Origin of the sequence: Kitasatospora sp. NPDC087315 (assembly GCF_044744345.1) — a bacterium.
Taxonomy (GTDB): Bacteria; Actinomycetota; Actinomycetes; order Streptomycetales; family Streptomycetaceae; genus Kitasatospora.
Map to the genome: position 1 here is coordinate 14,875 of NZ_JBIUYD010000020.1, position 20,046 is coordinate 34,920.

Here is a 20,046-nt window from a genome sequence, read left to right on the forward strand (position 1 = left end):
CGTGGGGGCACCTCCCGGCCGGAGGCTGGGGGAGTGCGTGCCCCAACGCCGCACGCCCGGCGGGAATTGTCAGACACGCCCTAAGCTTTCCGCCATGGAACCGATCCTGGTGAGCGCGTGTCTGGCGGGTGTGCCGTGCCGGTACGACGGGCGGGCGAAGACGTCGGCGGCGGCCGTGGGGCTGGTGGAGGCCGGACAGGCGGTGGTGGTCTGCCCGGAGGTGGCGGGCGGGCTGGCGACGCCGCGGCCGGCGGCGGAGATCGTCGGTGGGGACGGCGAGGACGTGCTGGCCGGGCGGGCCCGGGTGGTGGACGTGACGGGGGCGGACTGCACCGGGGCGTTCCTGGACGGCGCCCGGCAGGCGCTGGCCGCCGCCGAGGCGGCCGGGGCACGGCGGGCGCTGCTGATGGCCCGCAGCCCCTCGTGCGGCTGCGGCCGGATCTACGACGGCACGTTCACCGGCGCCCTGCGCCCGGGGGACGGGGTGACGGCGGCGCTGCTGCGGCGGGCGGGCATCGAGGTCGAGGCCGGGTAGCCACCCCGGCGACCGTACGTGTCCCCTCCGCCACCGAGCCGTGATCGAGTTGCGATCTCCCGGACGGGTCCGATTCGGGCCCTCGCCCGTCGAATGGTCTGGGCGCCCCGGTCGGGGCGCCGGACCGAGGGTTCGGGGAGGGTTCGATCGTGGTGCGAGGACGACGCAGACCGGGCGCACTGGCGGCCGGAGTGGTCGCGGCGGCGCTGCTGGTCGGGGGGTGCGGCGCGGCCGAGCGGAACATGGACGCCCGGGCGGGGGGCGACAGCGCGGCGAGGAAGGACGAGGCGCCCGCGGCCGCGCCGGCCGCCGGTGCCGCACAGTCGGCGGCTCCGGCCGGAGCGGGCGGAACGGCGGGGGCGGCGGGGCAGACCGGGCAGGCGACCGGGCAGCCGGGCGCCGTGCCGGCCGCGGACACCCGGCTGATCGCCTACACCGCGCAGCTGTCGCTGCGGACCACGGACGTCTCCCAGGTGCTCGCCAGGGCCCGCGAGCTGGCGGCCGCCGCCGGGGGCTACATCGGCGGCGAGACGGTGAACGGCGGGGCTCCCGACGGAAGGGACCCGTACAGCGCGGCCCCCCGGCCCGGCGGCCCGCTGAACGGCCAGATCATCCTCAAGGTGCCGTCGGCGGCGTTCCAGCAGACCCTGGACCAGCTCTCCGCACTCGGCGAGGTGCTGTCGCGCAAGAGCCAGGCGGACGACGTGACCCAGCAGGTCGCGGACGTGGCGAGCCGGGTCCAGAGCCAGCAGGCGAGCGTGGAGCGGGTGCGGGCGCTGATGGGCCAGGCGAAGTCGCTGGCCGACATCACCAGTCTGGAGAGCGAGTTGAGCCGCCGTGAGGCGGACCTGGAGTCGCTGCAGAAGCAGCAGAAGGAGCTGGCCGCCCGGACTTCGCTCTCCACCCTCACGCTGGACGCACGGCGCGAGCCGACGCCCGCCCACACCGACGCGCCCGACGCACCGAAGCAGAGCGAGGAGGGTTTCTGGCACTCGGTCGGCTCCGCGCTGGGCGGCGGCTGGGACGTGCTGGTCACGATCGTCCGCGGGCTGGCGATCGCGGTCGCGGCGGTGGCGCCGTTCCTGCTGGTACTCGGGCCCGCGGCGTTCGCCTTCTGGTTCCTCCGGCGGCGGCGGGCGGCCAAGCTGCCCCCGGTGCCCGCCCATGCGCCGGGCCGGCCCGGCTTCCCGGCCGGTCCGGAGGCGGAGGAGACGGTGGAGGAGGAAGAGGAGCGGTACAGCTGAGACAGCGGTGGCGGGCCGCCTTGCGCGGGCCCGCCACCGTCCTGTCCTGGACCGGTCAGCGCGCGCTGGCCTCGTGCACGAAGGCGACGAGCCGGCTGAGCGCGTCCGGGTCCATGCTGGGCAGCACACCGTGGCCGAGGTTGAAGATGTGGCCGCTGCTGCCGATCGCCTGGGCGGCGTGCAGCACCTCGCGGGCCTTGGTCTCGACCGCCCTGGTGGGCGCGAACAGCACGGCCGGGTCGAGGTTGCCCTGGAGCCCCTTGCCGGGGCCGACCCGCTCGGCGGCGACGTTCAGCGGCACCCGCCAGTCCACGCCGACGACGTCCGCGCCGGCCTGGCCCATCAGGCCGAGCAGCTCACCGGTGCCGACGCCGAAGTGGATGCGCGGCACACCGTATCCGGCGACGGCGTCGAACACCTTGGTGCTGGCCGGCATCACCGAGCGGCGGTAGTCGTCGGGGGCGAGCGCGCCGACCCAGGAGTCGAAGAGCTGGACGGCGGAGGCGCCGGCCTCGATCTGCACCTTCAGGAAGACGGAGGTGATGTCGGCCAGCCGGTCCACCAGGGCGGCCCACAGCTCGGGCTGCCCGTACATCATGGCCTTGGTGTTCTCGTGGTTCCTGGACGGGCCGCCCTCGATAAGGTAGCTGGCCAGGGTGTAGGGCGCCCCGGCGAAGCCGATCAGCGGGGTGGAGCCGAGCTCGTCCACCAGCAGGCCGACGGCCTCGGTGATGTAGGGGACGTCGTCCGGCTCCAGCGGGCGCAGCCGCTTGAGGTCCTCGGCGGTACGGATCGGGTCGGCGATCACCGGGCCGATGCCGGGCTTGATGTCCACGTCGATGCCGATGGCCTTGAGCGGGACCACGATGTCGCTGAAGAAGATCGCCGCGTCCACCTTGTGCCGGCGCACCGGCTGCAGGGTGATCTCCTTGACCAGCTCGGGCCGCATGCAGGAGTCCAGCATGGGGATGCCCTCGCGGACCTTCAGGTACTCGGGCAGCGAGCGGCCGGCCTGGCGCATGAACCACACCGGGGTGTGCGGCACCGGCTCGTGCCGGCAGGCGCGCAGGAAGGCGGAGTCGTACGCGGCGCCGCGGCGCGCGGGGGGCTGCTGACCGGTGCTGATGGCTGCCGTGGTGTCTGCCGTTGTCTCACTCACGGTTCAAATCTTCGCACGTACCCCGGGTGGCACTCCCCGCCCGGCCTCGTGGGTTCCTCCAAGATCTGGCCGGATTGCCGTCCCGGCACGCCGCACGGGCAGAAGTTGCGGCGATTACCCAGGTTTTCGACCTAGTCTTCGGGTCATGGCAGCGGTCGGCGGGCACCCCGCACAGGGTGGCGGAACAGGTGGCGGAACGGGTCGGGAGGGGGCGCCGAGCGAGTTCCGGGCCGCCGTCGAGGCACTGAGCGGGGTGCGGTTGCGCCCCGAGATCGAACTGTCCGCCGTACCCGCGCCACGCCGGCTCGCCCCCTACTCGTTCGCGCTGACCGCCTCCGTGGAGGTGGACGGCGAGGAGCTGGCCGACGGCCGGCTGGTGCTGCTGCACGACCCGGCCGGCCAGGAGGCCTGGAACGGTGACTTCCGGGTGGTGACCATGACCCGGGCCGAACTGGAGCCCGAAATGGCCGGCGACCCGATGCTCTCCGAGGTCGGCTGGGCCTGGCTGCTGGACGCGCTGCAGACGCACGGCGCCGGCTTCGTGGAGCCGTCCGGCACGGTGACCAGATGCGCCTCGCAGTACTTCGGCGCGCTGGCGGACCGGGCGTCGTCCACCGAGATCGAGATCCGCGCGTCCTGGACGCCGGCCGACGGCCGCTTCGAGCGGCACCTGGCGGCCTGGGGGGACCTGCTCTGCACCAGCGCCGGCCTGCCGCCGGCCGTACCGGCGGCGCAGCAGTCCGCCGATGCCTCGTCACTCGGTGGAGTGGTTCCGATGCCCGCCCGCCGGCGCCCGCGTTCGCACTGATTCGCGCCGGTTCGCACGAAGGAGTGGCGCCGGTCCGCATCGGACCGGCGCCCCCCGGGGCTGACGGAGTGTGGCCTTCGTTCCGCTCCACGTCAATCGACCGGTCGAAACCCACCGAAACCGGCCAATCCGCGCTGGATCTGATCGATTTTGTACGAATTCCAGGCATGTCACATCAGTCGCCTGCGCGATTTGTCCGTATTGTTACTCACTAGATCGTGATCTTTCGCTAAAGCCGGGCACGGTAGCTGCCGAAGCAGACTGTGACCCTTTCCAAACGCGGAACACTCCGACCGCCCCCATCGGGGTTCCGTCCGCCACTCCCCGCAGGAGGCCTGGTGTCGGTCCTTCTTGAGCACCCCGCAAACGTGGTCGCCTACCGGCCGACCAAGCCCACCGCCATGGTGGTCATCGCCGATCCCCGCGTCCGAAACACCGTCACCCGCCACCTGTGGGCCCTCGGCGTCCGAGACGTGATCGAAGTGTCCTCGATCGCGGAGGCCCGCCCCCGGGTCTCCACCCCACGCGACATCTGCGTCGCCGACGTGCACCTCCCGGACGGCTCCGGGCTGACCATCCTGGCCGAGACCCGCGCCGCGGGCTGGCCCAACGGCCTGGCACTCTCCGCCGCCGACGACATCGGCGCCGTCCGCAGCGCGCTGGCCGGCGGCGTCAAGGGCTACGTCGTCACCGGGACGCGCACCAACGTCGCCATGCCGGGCCGCCCGGGCCTGCCGCTCGGCGCGGGCGGCCTGGCCGGCCGGATGCGGCGCCCCGGCATGCCGGGCGTGCCGGGCTCGGCCGGTGTGCCGGGCGCCCCCGGAGCCCCCGGAGCGCCGGGCGCACAGCAGGCCGCGTACCGCGAGCTCTCCGGCCGCGAGGTGGAGGTACTGCGGCTGGTCGCGGAGGGCCAGTCCAACAAGGCGATCGGTGTGGCGATGGGCCTGTCCGCGCTCACCGTGAAGAGCCACCTCGCCCGGATCGCCCGGAAGCTCGGTACCGGCGACCGGGCCGGGATGGTCGCGGTCGCGTTGCGGACCGGAATCATTCACTGACGCCCTAGGTGGGACCGCTGCGGCGGCCCTGGAGGAACGTTTCCTCCAGGGCCGTATTTTCGCCCGCTCGCCTCTGTGTTTTCGCCCGCTCGCCTCCGGGGCGCTCTGGTCCGGTGCCGACGGTCGTCGCTCCAAGGCCCCTCGCTCCTCGGGGCCTCCTCGCTCCTTCCTTTCGGCACCGGCGCGCCCCTTCGGCTCGGGGCGGGTAGGGCGGGCTGGGGCGGGGGGCGAGGCGGATAGGGGCGGGCGGAACGAGGCGAACGGGTGGGAGCGGGTTGGGATTGGTGCGGCGCTTCGGCTCGGACCGGGTGGGCGGAGAGATCGTCATGGACCCGGTCTGACCAGTCCGACAACACTCCCGGTTCTGAGGACCGTCGTACCCTTGGTGGGTGACCGACGCCGTAGCAGCCATCCCAGAAGAAGCAGCCCCGGTCCCGCTCCTTGAGCCGAAGGAGGGGATCCCGCCAGTCGTGGCGGACGAGGGGGCGCTGGCCGCCACCGTCGCCGCCTTCGCCGCGGGTACCGGACCGGTCGCCGTCGATGCCGAGCGGGCCTCCGGCTACCGCTACGGACAGCGCGCGTACCTCATCCAGCTCCGCCGCGCGGGCGCCGGCTCCGCGCTGATCGACCCGATCGCCTGCCCCGACCTCAGTGGGCTGGGCGCCGCCCTCGCGGACACCGAATGGGTGGTGCACGCCGCCACCCAGGACCTGCCCTGCCTGGCCGAGGTCGGCATGAGACCCCAGAGACTGTTCGACACCGAGCTGGCCGGGCGGATCGCCGGCTTCGCCCGGGTCGGCCTCGGGCCGATGACCGAGAGCGTGCTCGGGCTGAGCCTGGCCAAGGAGCACTCGGCGGTCGACTGGTCCACCCGCCCGCTGCCCGAGCCCTGGCTGCGCTACGCCGCTCTGGACGTCGAGGTGCTGGTCGAGCTGCGTGACGCACTCGAACAGGAGCTGGACGCCCAGGGCAAGCTCGACTGGGCGCTGGAGGAGTTCGCCGCGATCGCCGCCGCACCCCGGCCCGCACCGCGCACCGACCCGTGGCGCCGCACCTCCCAGCTGCACAAGGTCCGCCGGCGCCGCCAGCTGGCCGTGGTGCGCGAGCTGTGGCTGACCAGGGACCGGACCGCGCAGGAGCGCGACATCTCGCCGGGCCGGGTGCTCTCGGACGCCGCGATCGTCAACGCCGCGCTGGCCATGCCGCTCAACATCGCCGCCCTCCAAGGCGTTCAGGGCTTCGGGCCGCGGGTGCACCGGCGCCAGCTGGAACAGTGGCTGGCGGCCGTACAGCGGGGCCGGGACGTCCCGGAGAACCAGCTGCCGCCCGCCGCCGCACCGCACGACGGCCCGCCGCCGCCGCGCGCCTGGGCCGAGAAGGACCCGGTGGCCGCCGCCCGGCTGTCCGGGGCGCGGGCCGCGGTGAGCGAGCTGGCCGAGCGGCACAACCTGCCGGCCGAGAACCTGATCACCCCGGACCTGGTCCGCCGGGTCTCCTGGGAACCGCCGGCCGACGCCGACGCCGAACGGGTGGCCGCCGCGCTGCGCCGGCTCGGCGCCCGGCAGTGGCAGGTGGAGCTGGTGGCACCGGCGATGGCCGCGGCCTTCGCCAAGGCGGCGGCCCAGGAGAACTGAGCAGCACCGGCACACGGAGGTACGCCGAAAGGGGATGTCGTCACGGACGGCATCCCCTTTCGGCGTACCCGGGCCGGGGGAGTCCGCAGAGGCATGTGACGGGGTGTGGCGGGGACGTGGCGCGGGACACACGGGGAGATCGGGCCGCCGGGCCTGGGCAGGTTGGTTACCGACGGGTAGCATGGCGGTGGAGCGGCGCCGCCCGGGTCTTCGACGGCGGCGGCCTGCCCACCTCAACCGTTGGTCCCTGGGAGGAGAGCCCCCGTGCCTCGTACCGCGAGGGACGTCGTCTTCGTCGATGGCGTCCGCACCCCGTTCGGCAAGGCCGGCCCGAAGGGCATCTACCACGAGACCCGCGCCGACGACCTGGTCGTCAAGTGCATCCGGGAACTCGTACGCCGTAACCCGAACCTGCCCGTCGAGCGGATCGACGAGGTCGCCGTCGCGGCCACCACGCAGATCGGCGACCAGGGGCTGACCATCGGCCGCACCGCCGCCCTGCTGTCCGGCCTGCCGAAGTCCGTCCCGGGCTACGCGATCGACCGGATGTGCGCCGGCGCGCTGACCGCCGTCACCACCACCGCCGGCGGCATCGCCTTCGGCGCGTACGACGTGGTCGTGGCCGGCGGCGTCGAGCACATGGGCCGCCACCCGATGGGCGAGGGCGTCGACCCCAACCCGCGCTTCGTCTCCGAGAAGCTGGTCGACGAGTCCGCCCTGTTCATGGGCATGACCGCGGAGAACCTGCACGACCGGTTCCCGCACCTGACCAAGGAGCGCTGCGACGCCTACGCCGTGCGCTCGCAGGAGAAGGCCGCCAAGGCGTACGCCAACGGCGACATCCAGCCCGACCTGGTGCCGATCTCGATCCGCAACACCAACCCCGAGGTCGGCGAGACCGGCTGGGGCCTGGCCACCGTGGACGAGCCGATGCGCCCGGGCACCACCCTGGAGAACCTGGCGGGCCTCAAGACCCCGTTCCGCCCGCACGGCAACGTCACCGCGGGCAACTCGGCCGGTCTGAACGACGGCGCCACCGCCTCGCTGCTGGCCGCCGAGGACGTCGCCGAGGAGCTCGGCCTCCCGGTGAGGATGCGGCTGGTCTCGTTCGCCTTCGCGGGCGTCGAGCCCGAGGTCATGGGCATCGGCCCGGTGCCGGCCACCGAGAAGGCGCTGGCCAAGGCCGGTCTGACCATCGACGACATCCAGGCCTTCGAGATCAACGAGGCCTTCGCCGTCCAGGTGCTCGCCTTCCTGGACCACTACGGCATCGCGGACGACGACGAGCGGGTCAACCCGTACGGCGGCGCGATCGCCTACGGCCACCCGCTGGCCTCCTCCGGCGTGCGCCTGATGAACCAGCTGGCCCGCCGCTTCGGGCAGCGCCCGGACGTCCGCTACGGCCTCACCACGATGTGCATCGGCTTCGGCATGGGCGGCACGATCATCTGGGAGAACCCGCACTGGAGCGGAGCCACCGAGCAGGCAGAGTCCGAGGGCGGTAAGTGACCATGAGCACCACTGAGCTGCTGCAGCACGGCGCCGGGCTGTTCCCCGGCGAGGTCGTGACCACCGCGCACGTACGCCACCTGGACCTGCCGCTGCGGGCCGGACGGCTGGCCCTGATCACCCTGGACAACGGCTTCGACCACACCAAGCCGACCACCTTCGGCCCGGGCTCGCTGCTGAAGCTGTCCGCCGCACTCGACCAGGTCGAGGCGGAGGCCGCCGAGGGGACGATCGTCGGCGTCGCCGTCACCGGCAAGCCGTTCATCTTCGCGGTCGGCGCCGACCTCAAGGGCGTCGAGCTGCTCAAGGAGCACGCGGACGCGCTGGCCATCGGCAAGGGCGGCCACGAGGTCTTCAAGCGGATCGCCGCGCTGCCCGTCCCGTCCTTCGCCTACTACAACGGCGCGGCGATGGGCGGCGGCGTCGAGGTCGGCCTGCACTGCACCTACCGCACGGTCAGCGCGGGCGTGCCGGCCTTCTCGCTGCCCGAGGTCTTCCTGGGCCTCGTCCCGGGCTGGGGCGGCTGCACCCTCCTGCCGAACCTGGTCGGTCCGGCGAAGGCCGTCAAGGTGATCATCGAGAACTCGATGAGCCAGAACAAGCAGCTCAAGGGCGCGGACGTGTTCGAGCTCGGCATCGCGGACGCGATCTTCGAGCCGGCCGACTTCCTGGAACAGTCGCTGCTGTGGACCGCCAAGGTCCTCAACGGCGACGTCGTGGTCGAGCGCGAGGAGATCGACCGCGGCAAGGCCTGGGACGACGCCGTCGCCTGGGGCCGGCTGGTCGCCGACGCCAAGGTGCACGGTGCCGCTCCGGCCGCGTACAAGGCGCTGGACATCATCGCCCGGGTCAAGGACCAGGACCTGCAGGCGGGCTTCGACGCCGAGGACGCGGCCCTGGCCGACCTCATCATGAGCGGCGAGCTGCGCAGCGGCATCTACGCCTTCAACCTGGTGCAGCGCCGGGCCAAGCGCCCGTTCGGCGCGCCGGACAAGTCGCTGGCCCGCCCGGTCACCAAGGTCGGCGTGGTCGGCGCCGGTCTGATGGCCTCGCAGCTGGCGCTGCTGTTCGCCCGCCGGCTGGAGGTGCCGGTGGTCCTCACCGACATCGACCAGGAGCGCATCGACAAGGGCGTCGGCTACGTCCACACCGAGATCGACAAGCTGCTCGGCAAGGGGCGGATCGGCCAGGACAAGGCCAACCGCCTCAAGGGCCTGGTCACCGGCTCGCTCGACAAGGCCGCCGGCTTCGCCGACGCGGACTTCGTGATCGAGGCCGTGTTCGAGGAGATGGGCGTCAAGCAGACCGTCTTCGCCGACCTGGAGAACGTGGTCTCGCCGACCTGTGTGCTGGCGACCAACACCTCCTCGCTCTCGGTCACCGAGATGGCCTCGAAGCTGAAGCACCCCGAGCGGGTCGTCGGCTTCCACTTCTTCAACCCGGTCGCGATCCTCCCGCTGCTGGAGATCGTCCGCGGCGAGCAGACCGACGACGCCTCGCTGGCCACGGCCTTCGGCGTCTCGAAGAAGCTGAAGAAGACCGCCGTACTGGTCAAGGACGCCCCGGCGTTCGTGGTGAACCGGATCCTGACCCGCTTCATGGGCGAGATCCAGAGCATCATCGACGAGGGCACCCCGATCGCCACCGTCGAGAAGGGCGTCGAGCCGCTCGGTCTGCCGATGTCCCCGATCGTGCTGCTGGAGCTGGTCGGCCCGGCCATCGCGCTGCATGTCTCGGAGACCCTGCACGGCGCCTTCCCGGAGCGGTTCACCGTCTCCGAGAACCTCGGCCGGGTGGTCAAGGCCGGCAAGCGCGGCTTCTACACCTGGGTCGACGGCAAGCAGGTCCTCGACCCCGAGGTGCTGGAGCTGCTGACCTTCGGCGACTCCGTGCTGACCGAGGAGCAGGTCCTCGACCGCGCGCTGGAGGCCGTGACGCAGGAGATCGGCCTGATGCTGGCGGAGGGTGTCGTCGCCGAGGCGCAGGACATCGACCTCTGCATGATCACCGGTGCCGGCTGGCCCTTCCACCTGGGCGGGATCACCCCGTACCTGGACCGTTCGGGCGTCGCCGAGCGGGTGAACGGCAAGAGGTTCCTCGCCCCGGGCGTGGCCTCCGTCCCCGCGTAACGCGGCCGGACCCGCAGGAGCCCCGGTGACCGTGGAGGTCACCGGGGCTCCTGCTCGTGTGCCGGGCCCGGGGCTCAGCGCTTGAGGCGGTAGACCACGGTGTCGGCGAAGACGCCGACCATCTCGTAGTGGGTGTCCAGCAGGTTCTCGATCTTCGGCACCAGCCCGGGCTGGTACGGGGCGAGGCCGGAGTCGTCCACCACGACCTCGGGCAGGCTCTTGGCGATCTCCTGGTCGAAGGTCTGCCAGGCGTTGCTGACGCTGAACTGTTCGCCGACGTTCGGGTTGCCGTCCTTGCCGCCGCTGTAGTTCGTCAGGAAGCCCGCCGTCAGGTAGCGGGTGGCCGGCTTGCGGTCGGCCAGCCAGTACAGCTCCGGGTGCATGCCCCAGACCAGCACGGTGTCCTTCGGCGTGGTCTGCGCGGCGACGGCGGTGGCGACCTCCGTGGTCCGGTCGAGCCGCTCCCCCGGCCAGGCCAGCGCCAGGCCCCAGAACACCGTCGCGACGGCCGTGGTGTACACCAGGACCGGCCGCCAGCGGACCGCCGAGGTGGCGACCGCGCCGGTGCCCAGCAGCACCAGCGGGGGCATCAGCTGCAGGTAGTAGTGGCCGAAGAAGTGGAAGCCGACACTGACCGCGACGGCCGAGGAGAGCAGCCAGACCCAGAGGTCGGTGGTGGAACCGTGCTCCTCCCCCGCGACGGGCAGCGGGCGGTGGCGGTACTTCAGCCAGAGCCGGCGCCCGACCGGCAGCAGGAAGCCCAGGCCGGCCCCGACCAGGATCGCGGAGTTGCCCAGCGCCCGGCCGGTCATCTGGAGCCAGGCACCGCCGAAGGAGGCGTAGTCGCCGCTGCCGGTGACCACCCAGAACAGGAAGCCCTTGGGCTTGGTGAGGATCACCGCGACCAGCGCTATCGGCAGCGTGAACCCGAAACCGATCTTGAACAGGGCGGGCAGCCAGCGCACCCCGCGCCGGCGGGCGTCCTGGAACAGCATCCAGAGCACCGGCAGCATCACGGCGCCGCCGGTCTGCTTGGTCAGCGAACAGAGCGCCACCGCGATGCCCGCGGCCAGCCAGCGGCGCCGCTCGGCGTACCGGAAGGCGGCCACCATGGCGGGCAGCATGAAGACCTCGAAGGTGGCCGCCTGGGTGTCCTCCGGGGAGAGCCCGATGGAGACCAGCAGGTAGAGCAGGCCCGCCCCGGCGCCGGCCCGGTTGCCCCAGCGGCCGCGGGCGATCGAGGCCAGCAGGATCGCGGTGACCAGGTGGGCGACCACGGCCAGGGTGCGCAGCGGCCAGAGCGAGGCGGAGCCGAAGACGGTGAAGCAGGCCTGGTAGAGCCAGGGCAGCAGCGGCGGCTTGCGGTCCACGACGGTGTCGTACAGCACCCCGCCGTCGGAGAGCATCCGCGCCTGGGTGGCCAGGAAGCCCTCGTCGGGGCTCCAGACCGGCCGGACGAAGGAGGGGATGTGGGTGACGAGCGCGACCAGGGCCAGCACCGGCACCAGCCTCGTCCAGTAACCCGTACGGACGCCCGCCCAGCGGTCGGCCAGGAAGGCCGCCATGGGCAGGCGCTGGGCCGGGCCGGCGAGGCGTGGGTGGGTGGGGGTCGTCGGCACGAGTGACAACCTACCGGGCGGGATCGGCGCGGGCAGCGCCGGTCCCGCCTTTCGGTGCGATTATCAGCCTTGCCTGTGACGAACTGTTACAGAGTTGCGTCGGTCGGCCGTCCGTGGGACGGCCCGGGCCCCGGTCAGGCCTCGACGGGGGCCACGTCCAGCCGGGAGACCAGCGCGGTGACCCGGCGGGCGATGTCCGGGGCGTTGAGGCCGATCTCGGCGAGGATCTCGGCCCGCGAGGCGTGGTCCAGGAACTGCTGCGGGATGCCGAAGTCACGCACCGGCACATCCACCTCGGCGTCGCGCAGCGCCTGCGCCACGGCCGCGCCCACACCGCCGACCCGACCGTTGTCCTCGATCGTGACGACCACCCGGTGCTCGGCCGCCAGGCCGGGCAGGGCGGCGTCCACCGGCTTGACCCAGCGCGGGTCCACCACGGTGGCGGTGATGCCCTGGGCGGCCAGCAGGTCGGCCACCTCCAGGCTGGTGGGGGCCATCGCGCCGACCGAGACGATCAGCACGTCGGCACGGCGGTCGCCGGCCGGGGCCTCGGCCGCGCGCAGCACGTCCATGCCGCCGACCCGGCCGACCGCGGCGACGGCCGGGCCGACCGTGCCCTTGGAGTAGCGGACCACGGTCGGGGCGTCCCCGACCTGGACGGCCTCGCGCAGCTGGGCGCGGAGCTGGTCGGCGTCACGCGGGGCGGCCAGCCGCAGGCCGGGGACGACCTGCAGGATCGACATGTCCCACATGCCGTTGTGCGAGGCGCCGTCGGTGCCGGTGACGCCGGAGCGGTCCAGCACGAAGGTGACGCCCAGCTTGTGCAGGGCGACGTCCATCAGGACCTGGTCGAAGGCCCGGTTGAGGAAGGTCGCGTAGACCGCGAAGACCGGGTGCAGGCCGTTGGTGGCCATACCGGCGGCACTGGTGACGGCGTGCTGCTCGGCGATGCCGACGTCGAAGATGCGCTCCGGGAAGGCCTTGGCGAACGGCGCCAGGCCCACCGGGTGGAGCATCGCCGCGGTGATGCCGACGATGTCCTCGCGCTCGTGGCCGAGCGCGACCATCTCCTCGCCGAAGACCGACGTCCAGTCCTTGCCGGAGCTCTTGATCGGCAGACCGGTCTCCGGGTGGATCACGCCGACCGCGTGGAAGCGGTCCTCGTCGTTGTTCTCGGCGGCGTGGTAGCCGCGCCCCTTCTCGGTGAGGCAGTGCACGATCACCGGGCCGCCGAAACCGCGCGCCTTGGTCAGCGCGGACTCCAGGGCGGTGAGGTCGTGGCCGTCGATCGGGCCGATGTACTTGAGGCCGAGGTCCTCGAACATGCCCTGCGGGGCGATGAAGTCCTTCAGGCCCTTCTTGGCGCCGTGCAGGGTCTCGAACAGCTGCTGGCCGACCACGGGGGTGCGCTGCAGCGCGTCCTTGCCCCAGGAGAGGAAGCGCTCGTAGCCCTGGGTGGTGCGCAGCGTGGCCAGGTGGTTGGCCATGCCGCCGATGGTCGGCGAGTAGGAGCGCTCGTTGTCGTTGACGACGATGACGAGCGGACGGTCCTTGGCGTCGGCGATGTTGTTGAGCGCCTCCCAGGCCATCCCGCCGGTGAGCGCGCCGTCGCCGATGACGGCGACGACCGGGCGGTCCTGGTGCCCCTGGATCTGGTTGGCCTTGGCGAGACCGTCGGCGTACGAGAGCACGGTGGAGGCGTGCGAGTTCTCGATCACGTCGTGCTCGGACTCGGCGCGGGAGGGGTAGCCGGAGAGGCCGTCCTTCATCCGCAGCCGGGAGAAGTCCTGGCGGCCGGTGAGCAGCTTGTGGACGTAGCTCTGGTGGCCGGTGTCGAAGAGGATGCGGTCGCGCGGGGAGTCGAAGACCCGGTGCAGCGCGATGGTCAGCTCCACCACGCCGAGGTTGGGCCCGAGGTGGCCGCCCGTCTTGGAGACCTCCGTCACCAGGAAGGTCCGGATCTCCTGGGCCAGTGCGGCCAGCTGTCCGGGCGTGAGCCGGTCGAGATCGCGCGGTCCCCGAATGCGGGTCAGCAGGGCCACCCGTTCCTCCTCGTTCAAAGTTGCGGACCGCGGGGGTCCGACGGGCGTCGCTGCCCGGTGTGCCGGCGCGCTCCGACGGTCTCGGTCGGTGCCGACCGGTCGAGTCTAATGTCCGCCTCCCGGACACCGAGCGGCGCGCCCGGTGCCACCGGCCGGTTACCGCCGGCCGCCGGGGTGCGGCCCGCACCCGGATCCGGCCGGGGCCGCGCCCCGCTCAGGGCCGGGCGACGGACGCCGGGACCGGGCGGCCGACGGCGCCCGACTCGTCCATCTCGCTCATCACCAGGGCGAGCGCGCCGAGCACCTCGGCCCGGCCGCCCAGGGTGCCGGGGACCACCGAGAGCTGACGGGCGGCGCTGGGGATGGCGTACCGGGCCACCGAGTCCCGGATCGGGCCGAGCACCAGCTCACCGGCCTCGGCGAGGTCTCCGCCGAGGATGACCCGGCGGGGGTTGAGCAGGTTGCAGAGGGTGGCGACGCCGCTGCCGATCTGCCGGCCGGCGTCGGCGATCACCCGGCGGCAGCCGAGGTCGCCGTGGTGGGCCAGCTCGACCACCCGGGGCAGGGTGAGCCCGGTGCCGAGGGTGGGGGTGAGCAGGCCGAGCAGGTAGCGGGAGCCGACGAAGGTCTCCAGGCAGCCCCGGTTGCCGCAGCGGCAGACCGGGCCGGCCTCGTCCAGGGTGATGTGCCCGATCTCACCGGCGGTGCCGCCCGGGCCGCGGTAGAGCTGGCCGTTGACGACCAGACCGGCGCCGACGCCGCTGGCCACCTTGATGTAGGCGAGGTCGCTCACCCCGCGGCCGGCGCCCCAGACCAGCTCGCCGAGCGCGCCGAGGTTGGCGTCGTTGTCCACGTGCACCGGCATGCCGAGCCGCTCGGCCAGCTCCCGGCCGGGGGCGATGCCGGTCCAGCCGGGCAGGATCGCGGTGGAGCCGAGGGCGCCGGTCTCCACGTCGATCGGGCCGGGCACGCCGAGGCCGACGCCGATCACCTTGTCGGGGCGGAAACCGGCCTGCTGGAGCAGCCGCTCGACCAGCGCCTCGGCGCGGTCGAAGCCCTGCTCGGCGGAGACGTCGACGTCGATCGGCGCGCTCTCCTCGGCGAGCACCCGGTGCGCCAGGTTGCCGACGGCGACCCGGAGATGGGTGTGGCCGAAATCGATGCCCACCACGATCCCCGCGTCGCCGCTGAGCGAGACGCTGCGGGCGCGGCGGCCGCCGGAGGAGGTGTCGGCGACCACGACGGTGCCGCCCTCCTTCAGCTCCCGGACGATGTTGGACACGGTGGCCGCCGAGAGGCCGGTGCCGCGGGCGATCTCCGCCTGGGTCAGCGAGCCGGCCATCCGTACCGCCCGCAGCACCCGGTCCAGGTTCGCCCGGTGCAGCGAGGACTGCGAGCCCGGTGTGTCCGTCGACATGATCGACCCTCCCAACGGCGAGGGAACCCCTCCGCCGGGCGTCCCCTTCAACTCCTGAAGCCTACGGCGCGGAGCGGCCCGGGGGTGCGGTCCGGGGCGGGACCGGACGGCGGCGGCCGGTGCGGTCCGGGGCCGTCGCGCAGGGGTCCGGGGGCTCCTGAGGAGGGCCCGGGAAAGCCCACCCGTACGATGGTGCCCAATCTCACCCGCCCCACCGGCCCCGGATGTGAACCGGCCGGGGGGCGCTTCCAGACATGACGGGGCAGCAGATGGCAGGGGATCACCCGATACCGGGGACAGGCGATTCGTCCGGCGGCGGTGCGCAGGGCAACCGGGGCGTCTCACTCGGGCGCACGCCCGGCGGCGTGGACCCGGCCGCCGTGGCGGACCAGAGGACACATGTCGACGGGGCGCCGGTCCCGGGCCGGGTCGCACCGGCCGCGCCCGGCACACCACCGCCGCCCGGGCCGCCGCCGGCTCCGGCTCCGGCTCCGGGCAGCGAGTACGCCTACGCGCCCACCGCGGCCGCGTTCCCCGCGCAGAGCGCGCCGCCGCCCCCGCCGGGCGCACCGGTCGGCCCGTACGACCCGGCTCCGCCGTACCAGGCGCCCGTCGCCGGCCAGCCGTACGGCTACCCCGCCCCGCCACCGGCCAACGGCTACGGGTACCCGCAGCAGGCCGGGTACGGCTACCAGGGCGTGCCGGTGCCGCCCGCGCCGAAGCAGCGCAACCCGGTGATGCTCTGGGGCGGGATCATCGGCGGCGTGCTGGCGATCGCCATCGTGGCCGGCCTGGTCGTGCTCCTCACCGACGACCCCAAGCACGACCCCGTGGCGAGCACCGGGGGCACCGTCACCGGCGGCAGCGTCACCGGCGGGACCACCGACGACCCGACCACCTCGAACTCCCCGAGCGCCAGCGCCAGTGGCGGCACCGGCGGCGGCAAGGCGGGCGCCTACAACCTCGCCTGGAACGCCGCCAAGCCCGCCAACGCCGGCAGCGGCTCCCAGGTCCTCGGGGCCTGGGGCACCGACAAGGTCCTCGTCCGCGCGGACACCACCGGCATCCGGGCCGTCAACGCCTCCGACGGCAAGGAGGCGTGGACCATCGCGCCGCCGGCCGGCGCGAAGGAGTTCTGCACCGTCTCGCACGGGGTGAACTCCAAGCACGTGGTCGCGGTGTCGCTCAACACCGGTGACAGCGACTGCTCCACGGTCGGCACGGTGGACCTCACCAGCGGCAAGCTGCTCTGGTCGACCAAGGTGACCACCGACCGGCTCTCCGGGCCGACCCTGAGCATCACCGACAAGACCGTCGTGATCGCCGGCACCGCCATCGGCGCGGTCAGCATCACCGACGGCTCGCCGGTCTGGCAGTACCAGCCGCGCGAGAAGAACTGTTCCGTCTACAGCAGGGCGGCCGGCAACCAGATCGCGATCAGCGACCGCTGCTACCAGGGCTCCAACACCACGGCGCAGCTCCAGATCGTGGACGCGGAGACCGGCAAGGCCACCAGCGGCGCGCTCCCGCTGGACGACCTGGAACACGTCGACAAGGCCCTCTCGTCCTCGCCCCTGGTGCTGCTGATCACCAACAACACCAGCGGCGACTACGTGCTGCCGTTCGACAAGAGCAACAAGCCGATGGCCAAGCTGCCGGTCAAGGAAGCCGGTTCGGACAGCCTGCGGCTCTCCGGCGAGCACGAGGCGTTCACCCAGAACGTGATCAGCGGCACCACGCTGTACGCGCAGGTCAACGGCACCAAGCCGACCATCAACGCGTACGACCTGACCACCGGCAAGCGGCTCTGGTCCTCCACCGGCGGCACCAACCAGGGCATCCGGCTGGTCTCCGGCACCGACAAGGACGGCCGGGTCCGCGCGGTGCTGGACATGGGCTACAACAAGGACGCCAAGCTGGTCACGCTCGCACCCACCGACGGCTCGGTGAGCGAACTCGGCGACCTCGCGGCGCCGAAGGGCACCTACACCATCTCCAGCAGCACGGAGTACGTGATCCAGCCGGACGGCTCGCTCGTCGGCTTCGCCCGCAGCGGCGGCTCGGACGCGCCGGTCTTCAAGTACGCCAAGAAGTGAGGCACCGCCACCCCGGGAAATGCGGTCGGCGCGAGATGCGCTGACCCCCCGTCGCGGGCGGGGCGGGACGGGCCGAACGGCCTGCTCCGCCCCGCCCGCGATTATTCGCCGGCCCCGCGCGTTGGGCATGGGAGGATGCGAAGCATCAGCCTGACGAAGGAGTCCTGCGAGTGCCCGGCACCAACCTGACCCGTGAGGAGGCCCGCACCCGGGCCGACCTCCTGCACGTGGACGCGTACGACATCGAGCTCGACCTGAGCTCGGCCCGCGAAGGAGGCACCTTCCGGTCCACCACCGTGGTCCGGTTCACCGCGAGCACCCCCGGCGCGGCCACCTTCATCGACCTGGTGGCACCGAGCGTCGAGGAGATCACGCTCAACGGCGAGCGGATCGACACCGCGAACTTCGCCGACAGCCGGATCGCGCTGCCCGGCCTCGCCGCCGAGAACGAGCTGCGGGTGGTCGCCGACTGCGCCTACACCAACACCGGTGAGGGCCTGCACCGGTTCGTCGACCCGGTCGACGGCGAGACCTACCTGTACACCCAGTTCGAGGTGCCGGACGCCCGCCGCGTCTTCGCCTCCTTCGAACAGCCCGACCTCAAGGCCGCGTTCACCTTCCGGGTGACCGCCCCCCGGGGCTGGGTCGTGGTCTCCAACTCCCCCACCCCGGTCCCGACCGGCGAGGGCGACACCCAGGTCTGGACGTTCGAGCCGACCGGCCGGATCTCCACCTACATCACCGCGCTCGTCGCCGGCCCGTACGTCGGTGTCTTCGACAGCTACGAGAACGGCGACCAGAAGGTGCCGCTGGGCGTCTACTGCCGGCCCTCGCTGCGCGAGTTCCTGGACGCCGAGGCGATCTTCGCGGTCACCAAGCAGGGCTTCGACTACTTCCAGGAGAAGTTCGACTACCCGTACCCGTTCGCCAAGTACGACCAGCTCTTCGTCCCGGAGTTCAACGCCGGCGCGATGGAGAACGCGGGCGCCGTCACCCTGCGCGACCAGTACGTGTTCCGTTCCAAGGTGACCGACGCCGCGTACGAGCAGCGGGCCGCGACGATCCTGCACGAGCTGGCCCACATGTGGTTCGGCGACCTCGTCACCATGGAGTGGTGGAACGACCTCTGGCTGAACGAGTCGTTCGCGACCTTCGCCGAGGCCGTCTGCCAGGCCGAGGCCCCCGGCTCCAAGTGGCCGCACTCCTGGACCACCTTCGCCAACCAGATGAAGACCTGGGCGTACCGGCAGGACCAGCTGCCGTCCACCCACCCGATCATGGCCGAGATCAACGATCTCGAAGACGTCATGGTCAACTTCGACGGCATCACCTACGCCAAGGGCGCCTCGGTGCTCAAGCAGCTGGTGGCGTACGTCGGCCAGGACGCCTTCTTCCAGGGCGTGCAGGCGTACTTCAAGCGGCACGCCTGGGGCAACACCCGCCTGAGCGACCTGCTCGGCGCGCTGGAGGAGACCAGCGGGCGCGACCTCAAGGCCTGGTCCAAGGCCTGGCTGGAGACCGCCGGGATCAACGTGCTGCGCCCGGAGCTCACCCTCGACGGCGACGGCGCGATCGAGACCTTCACCGTCCTTCAGGAGGCCCCCGCGCTGCCGGCCGGCGCCCGCGGCGAGGCCGTGCTGCGCCCGCACCGGATCGCCATCGGCCTCTACGAGCTGGCCGACGGCGCGCTGGTGCGCACCGACCGGATCGAGCTGGACGTCGACGGCCCGCGCACCGACGTCCCGGAGCTGGTCGGCCGCCACCGCCCGGCCGTCATCCTGCTCAACGACGACGACCTCTCCTACGCCAAGGTCCGCCTCGACGAGGACTCGCTGGCCGTCGTCACCGAGCACCTCGGCGGTTTCGCCGACTCGCTGCCGCGCGCCCTGTGCTGGGCCTCCGCCTGGGACATGACCCGCGACGGCGAGCTGGCCGCCCGCGACTACCTCGCGCTGGCGCTCTCCGGCCTGGAGCGGGAGTCCGACATCGGCGTCGTCCAGTCGGTGCACCGTCAGGTCAAGCTGGCCCTCGACGCCTACGCCGACCCGGCCTGGCGCGAGCAGGGTCTGGCCCGCTGGGCCGAGGCCGCCGAGGAGCGGCTGCGCGCCGCCGAGCCCGGCAGCGACCACCAGCTGGCCTGGGCCCGCACGCTGGCCGGCGTCGCCCGCACCGACGGGCAGCTCGGTCTGCTCGCCGGGCTGCTGGACGGCTCGGTCGAGCTGAAGGGCCTGGCCGTGGACACCGAGCTGCGCTGGACGCTGCTCGCCCGGCTGGCCGCCACCGGCCGCGCCGACGACGCGGCGGTCGAGGCCGAGCTGGCCCGCGACAACACCGCGGCCGGCCAGGAGCACGCCGCCAGCTGCCGGGCCGCCCGGCCGACCGCCGAGGCCAAGGCCGCGGCCTGGGCCTCCGTGGTGGAGTCGGACACGCTCACCAACTACGTCCAGGACGCGGTGATCGCCGGCTTCCAGCAGGCCGACCAGCGCGAGCTGCTCGCCCCCTACACCGCGAAGTACTTCGCGGCCGTCAAGGGCGTCTGGGAGACCCGCAGCCACGAGATCTCGCAGCAGATCGTCGTCGGCCTGTACCCGGCGCTCCAGGTCGAGCAGGCCACCCTGGACGCCACCGACGCGTGGCTGGCCTCGGCCGAACCGGCCCCGGCGCTGCGCCGGCAGGTCGTCGAGGCGCGGGCCGGTGTGGAGCGCGCGCTGAAGGCCCAGGCGGCCGACCGGGCGGCGGGCGCCCGGAGCTGATCCCGCGGGAACGCCCGAAGGGGCGCCGGACCTGGTCCGGCGCCCC

Annotated in this window: 13 protein-coding genes; 9 read left to right on the forward strand and 4 right to left on the reverse strand. The window is 72.8% G+C overall.

What is annotated here, in order from left to right; translation table 11 throughout:
- The first annotated feature begins 94 nt into the window (after positions 1–94).
- Together ACIO5D_RS26240 and ACIO5D_RS26245 are read left to right on the forward strand one after the other, a co-directional pair.
- Positions 95–535: a DUF523 domain-containing protein gene (locus ACIO5D_RS26240; protein WP_400798148.1), complete on the forward strand. Its 441-nt coding sequence runs from the start codon at positions 95–97 to the stop codon at positions 533–535.
- 149 nt (positions 536–684) lie between these two features.
- Positions 685–1,779 (forward strand): DUF4349 domain-containing protein, encoded by a 1,095-nt coding sequence (locus tag ACIO5D_RS26245; RefSeq protein ID WP_400798151.1) that lies wholly within the window; start codon positions 685–687, stop codon positions 1,777–1,779.
- Positions 1,780–1,834: 55 nt separating this feature from the next.
- Here the strand turns inward: ACIO5D_RS26245 and hemE are convergent, their stop codons facing one another.
- Entirely contained in the window at positions 1,835–2,905 is a 1,071-nt protein-coding gene (gene hemE / locus ACIO5D_RS26250; protein ID WP_363613487.1) for a uroporphyrinogen decarboxylase, read from the reverse strand.
- Positions 2,906–3,083: 178 nt separating this feature from the next.
- Here hemE and ACIO5D_RS26255 point away from each other — a divergent pair, with 178 nt between their 5' ends.
- From ACIO5D_RS26255 to ACIO5D_RS26275, 5 genes are all read left to right on the forward strand, one after another.
- Complete coding sequence (locus ACIO5D_RS26255) at positions 3,084–3,746, forward strand: DUF3000 domain-containing protein (protein ID WP_363613459.1); 663 nt, start codon at positions 3,084–3,086, stop codon at positions 3,744–3,746.
- Positions 3,747–4,084: 338 nt separating this feature from the next.
- Positions 4,085–4,801, forward strand: a complete 717-nt coding sequence (locus tag ACIO5D_RS26260; protein ID WP_363613457.1) for a response regulator transcription factor — start codon at positions 4,085–4,087, stop codon at positions 4,799–4,801.
- Between the two features lie 389 nt (positions 4,802–5,190).
- The gene (locus ACIO5D_RS26265) at positions 5,191–6,435 is read left to right on the forward strand and encodes a ribonuclease D (protein ID WP_363613455.1); all 1,245 of its coding nucleotides are present in this window, start codon (positions 5,191–5,193) and stop codon (positions 6,433–6,435) included.
- Between the two features lie 264 nt (positions 6,436–6,699).
- Positions 6,700–7,944 carry an acetyl-CoA C-acyltransferase gene (locus ACIO5D_RS26270; protein WP_363613453.1) on the forward strand — a complete coding sequence of 415 codons (1,245 nt, stop codon included), beginning with the start codon at positions 6,700–6,702 and terminating at the stop codon, positions 7,942–7,944.
- Positions 7,945–7,946: 2 nt separating this feature from the next.
- A complete protein-coding gene (locus ACIO5D_RS26275; protein ID WP_363613451.1) occupies positions 7,947–10,073 on the forward strand; it encodes a 3-hydroxyacyl-CoA dehydrogenase NAD-binding domain-containing protein in 2,127 nt (708 codons plus the stop codon).
- A 74-nt stretch (positions 10,074–10,147) separates the two neighbouring features.
- On the opposite strand, the gene ACIO5D_RS26280 is transcribed toward ACIO5D_RS26275, so the two are convergent.
- The 3 genes from ACIO5D_RS26280 to ACIO5D_RS26290 all read right to left on the reverse strand — a co-directional run bounded on the left by ACIO5D_RS26280 (position 10,148) and on the right by ACIO5D_RS26290 (position 15,151).
- Positions 10,148–11,692 carry an ArnT family glycosyltransferase gene (locus ACIO5D_RS26280; protein ID WP_400655965.1) on the reverse strand — a complete coding sequence of 515 codons (1,545 nt, stop codon included), beginning with the start codon at positions 11,690–11,692 and terminating at the stop codon, positions 10,148–10,150.
- 134 nt (positions 11,693–11,826) lie between these two features.
- The gene (dxs, locus tag ACIO5D_RS26285; protein WP_363613447.1) at positions 11,827–13,734 is read right to left on the reverse strand and encodes a 1-deoxy-D-xylulose-5-phosphate synthase; all 1,908 of its coding nucleotides are present in this window, start codon (positions 13,732–13,734) and stop codon (positions 11,827–11,829) included.
- A gap of 214 nt (positions 13,735–13,948) precedes the next feature.
- Entirely contained in the window at positions 13,949–15,151 is a 1,203-nt protein-coding gene (locus ACIO5D_RS26290) for an ROK family transcriptional regulator (RefSeq protein WP_363613445.1), read from the reverse strand.
- Positions 15,152–15,531: 380 nt separating this feature from the next.
- Here ACIO5D_RS26290 and ACIO5D_RS26295 point away from each other — a divergent pair, with 380 nt between their 5' ends.
- Both ACIO5D_RS26295 and pepN read left to right on the forward strand, forming a co-directional pair.
- The gene (locus ACIO5D_RS26295) at positions 15,532–17,247 is read left to right on the forward strand and encodes a PQQ-binding-like beta-propeller repeat protein (RefSeq protein WP_400798154.1); all 1,716 of its coding nucleotides are present in this window, start codon (positions 15,532–15,534) and stop codon (positions 17,245–17,247) included.
- Positions 17,248–17,417: 170 nt separating this feature from the next.
- Positions 17,418–20,000 (forward strand): aminopeptidase N, encoded by a 2,583-nt coding sequence (gene pepN / locus ACIO5D_RS26300; protein ID WP_400798157.1) that lies wholly within the window; start codon positions 17,418–17,420, stop codon positions 19,998–20,000.
- The last annotated feature ends 46 nt before the right edge of the window (positions 20,001–20,046 follow it).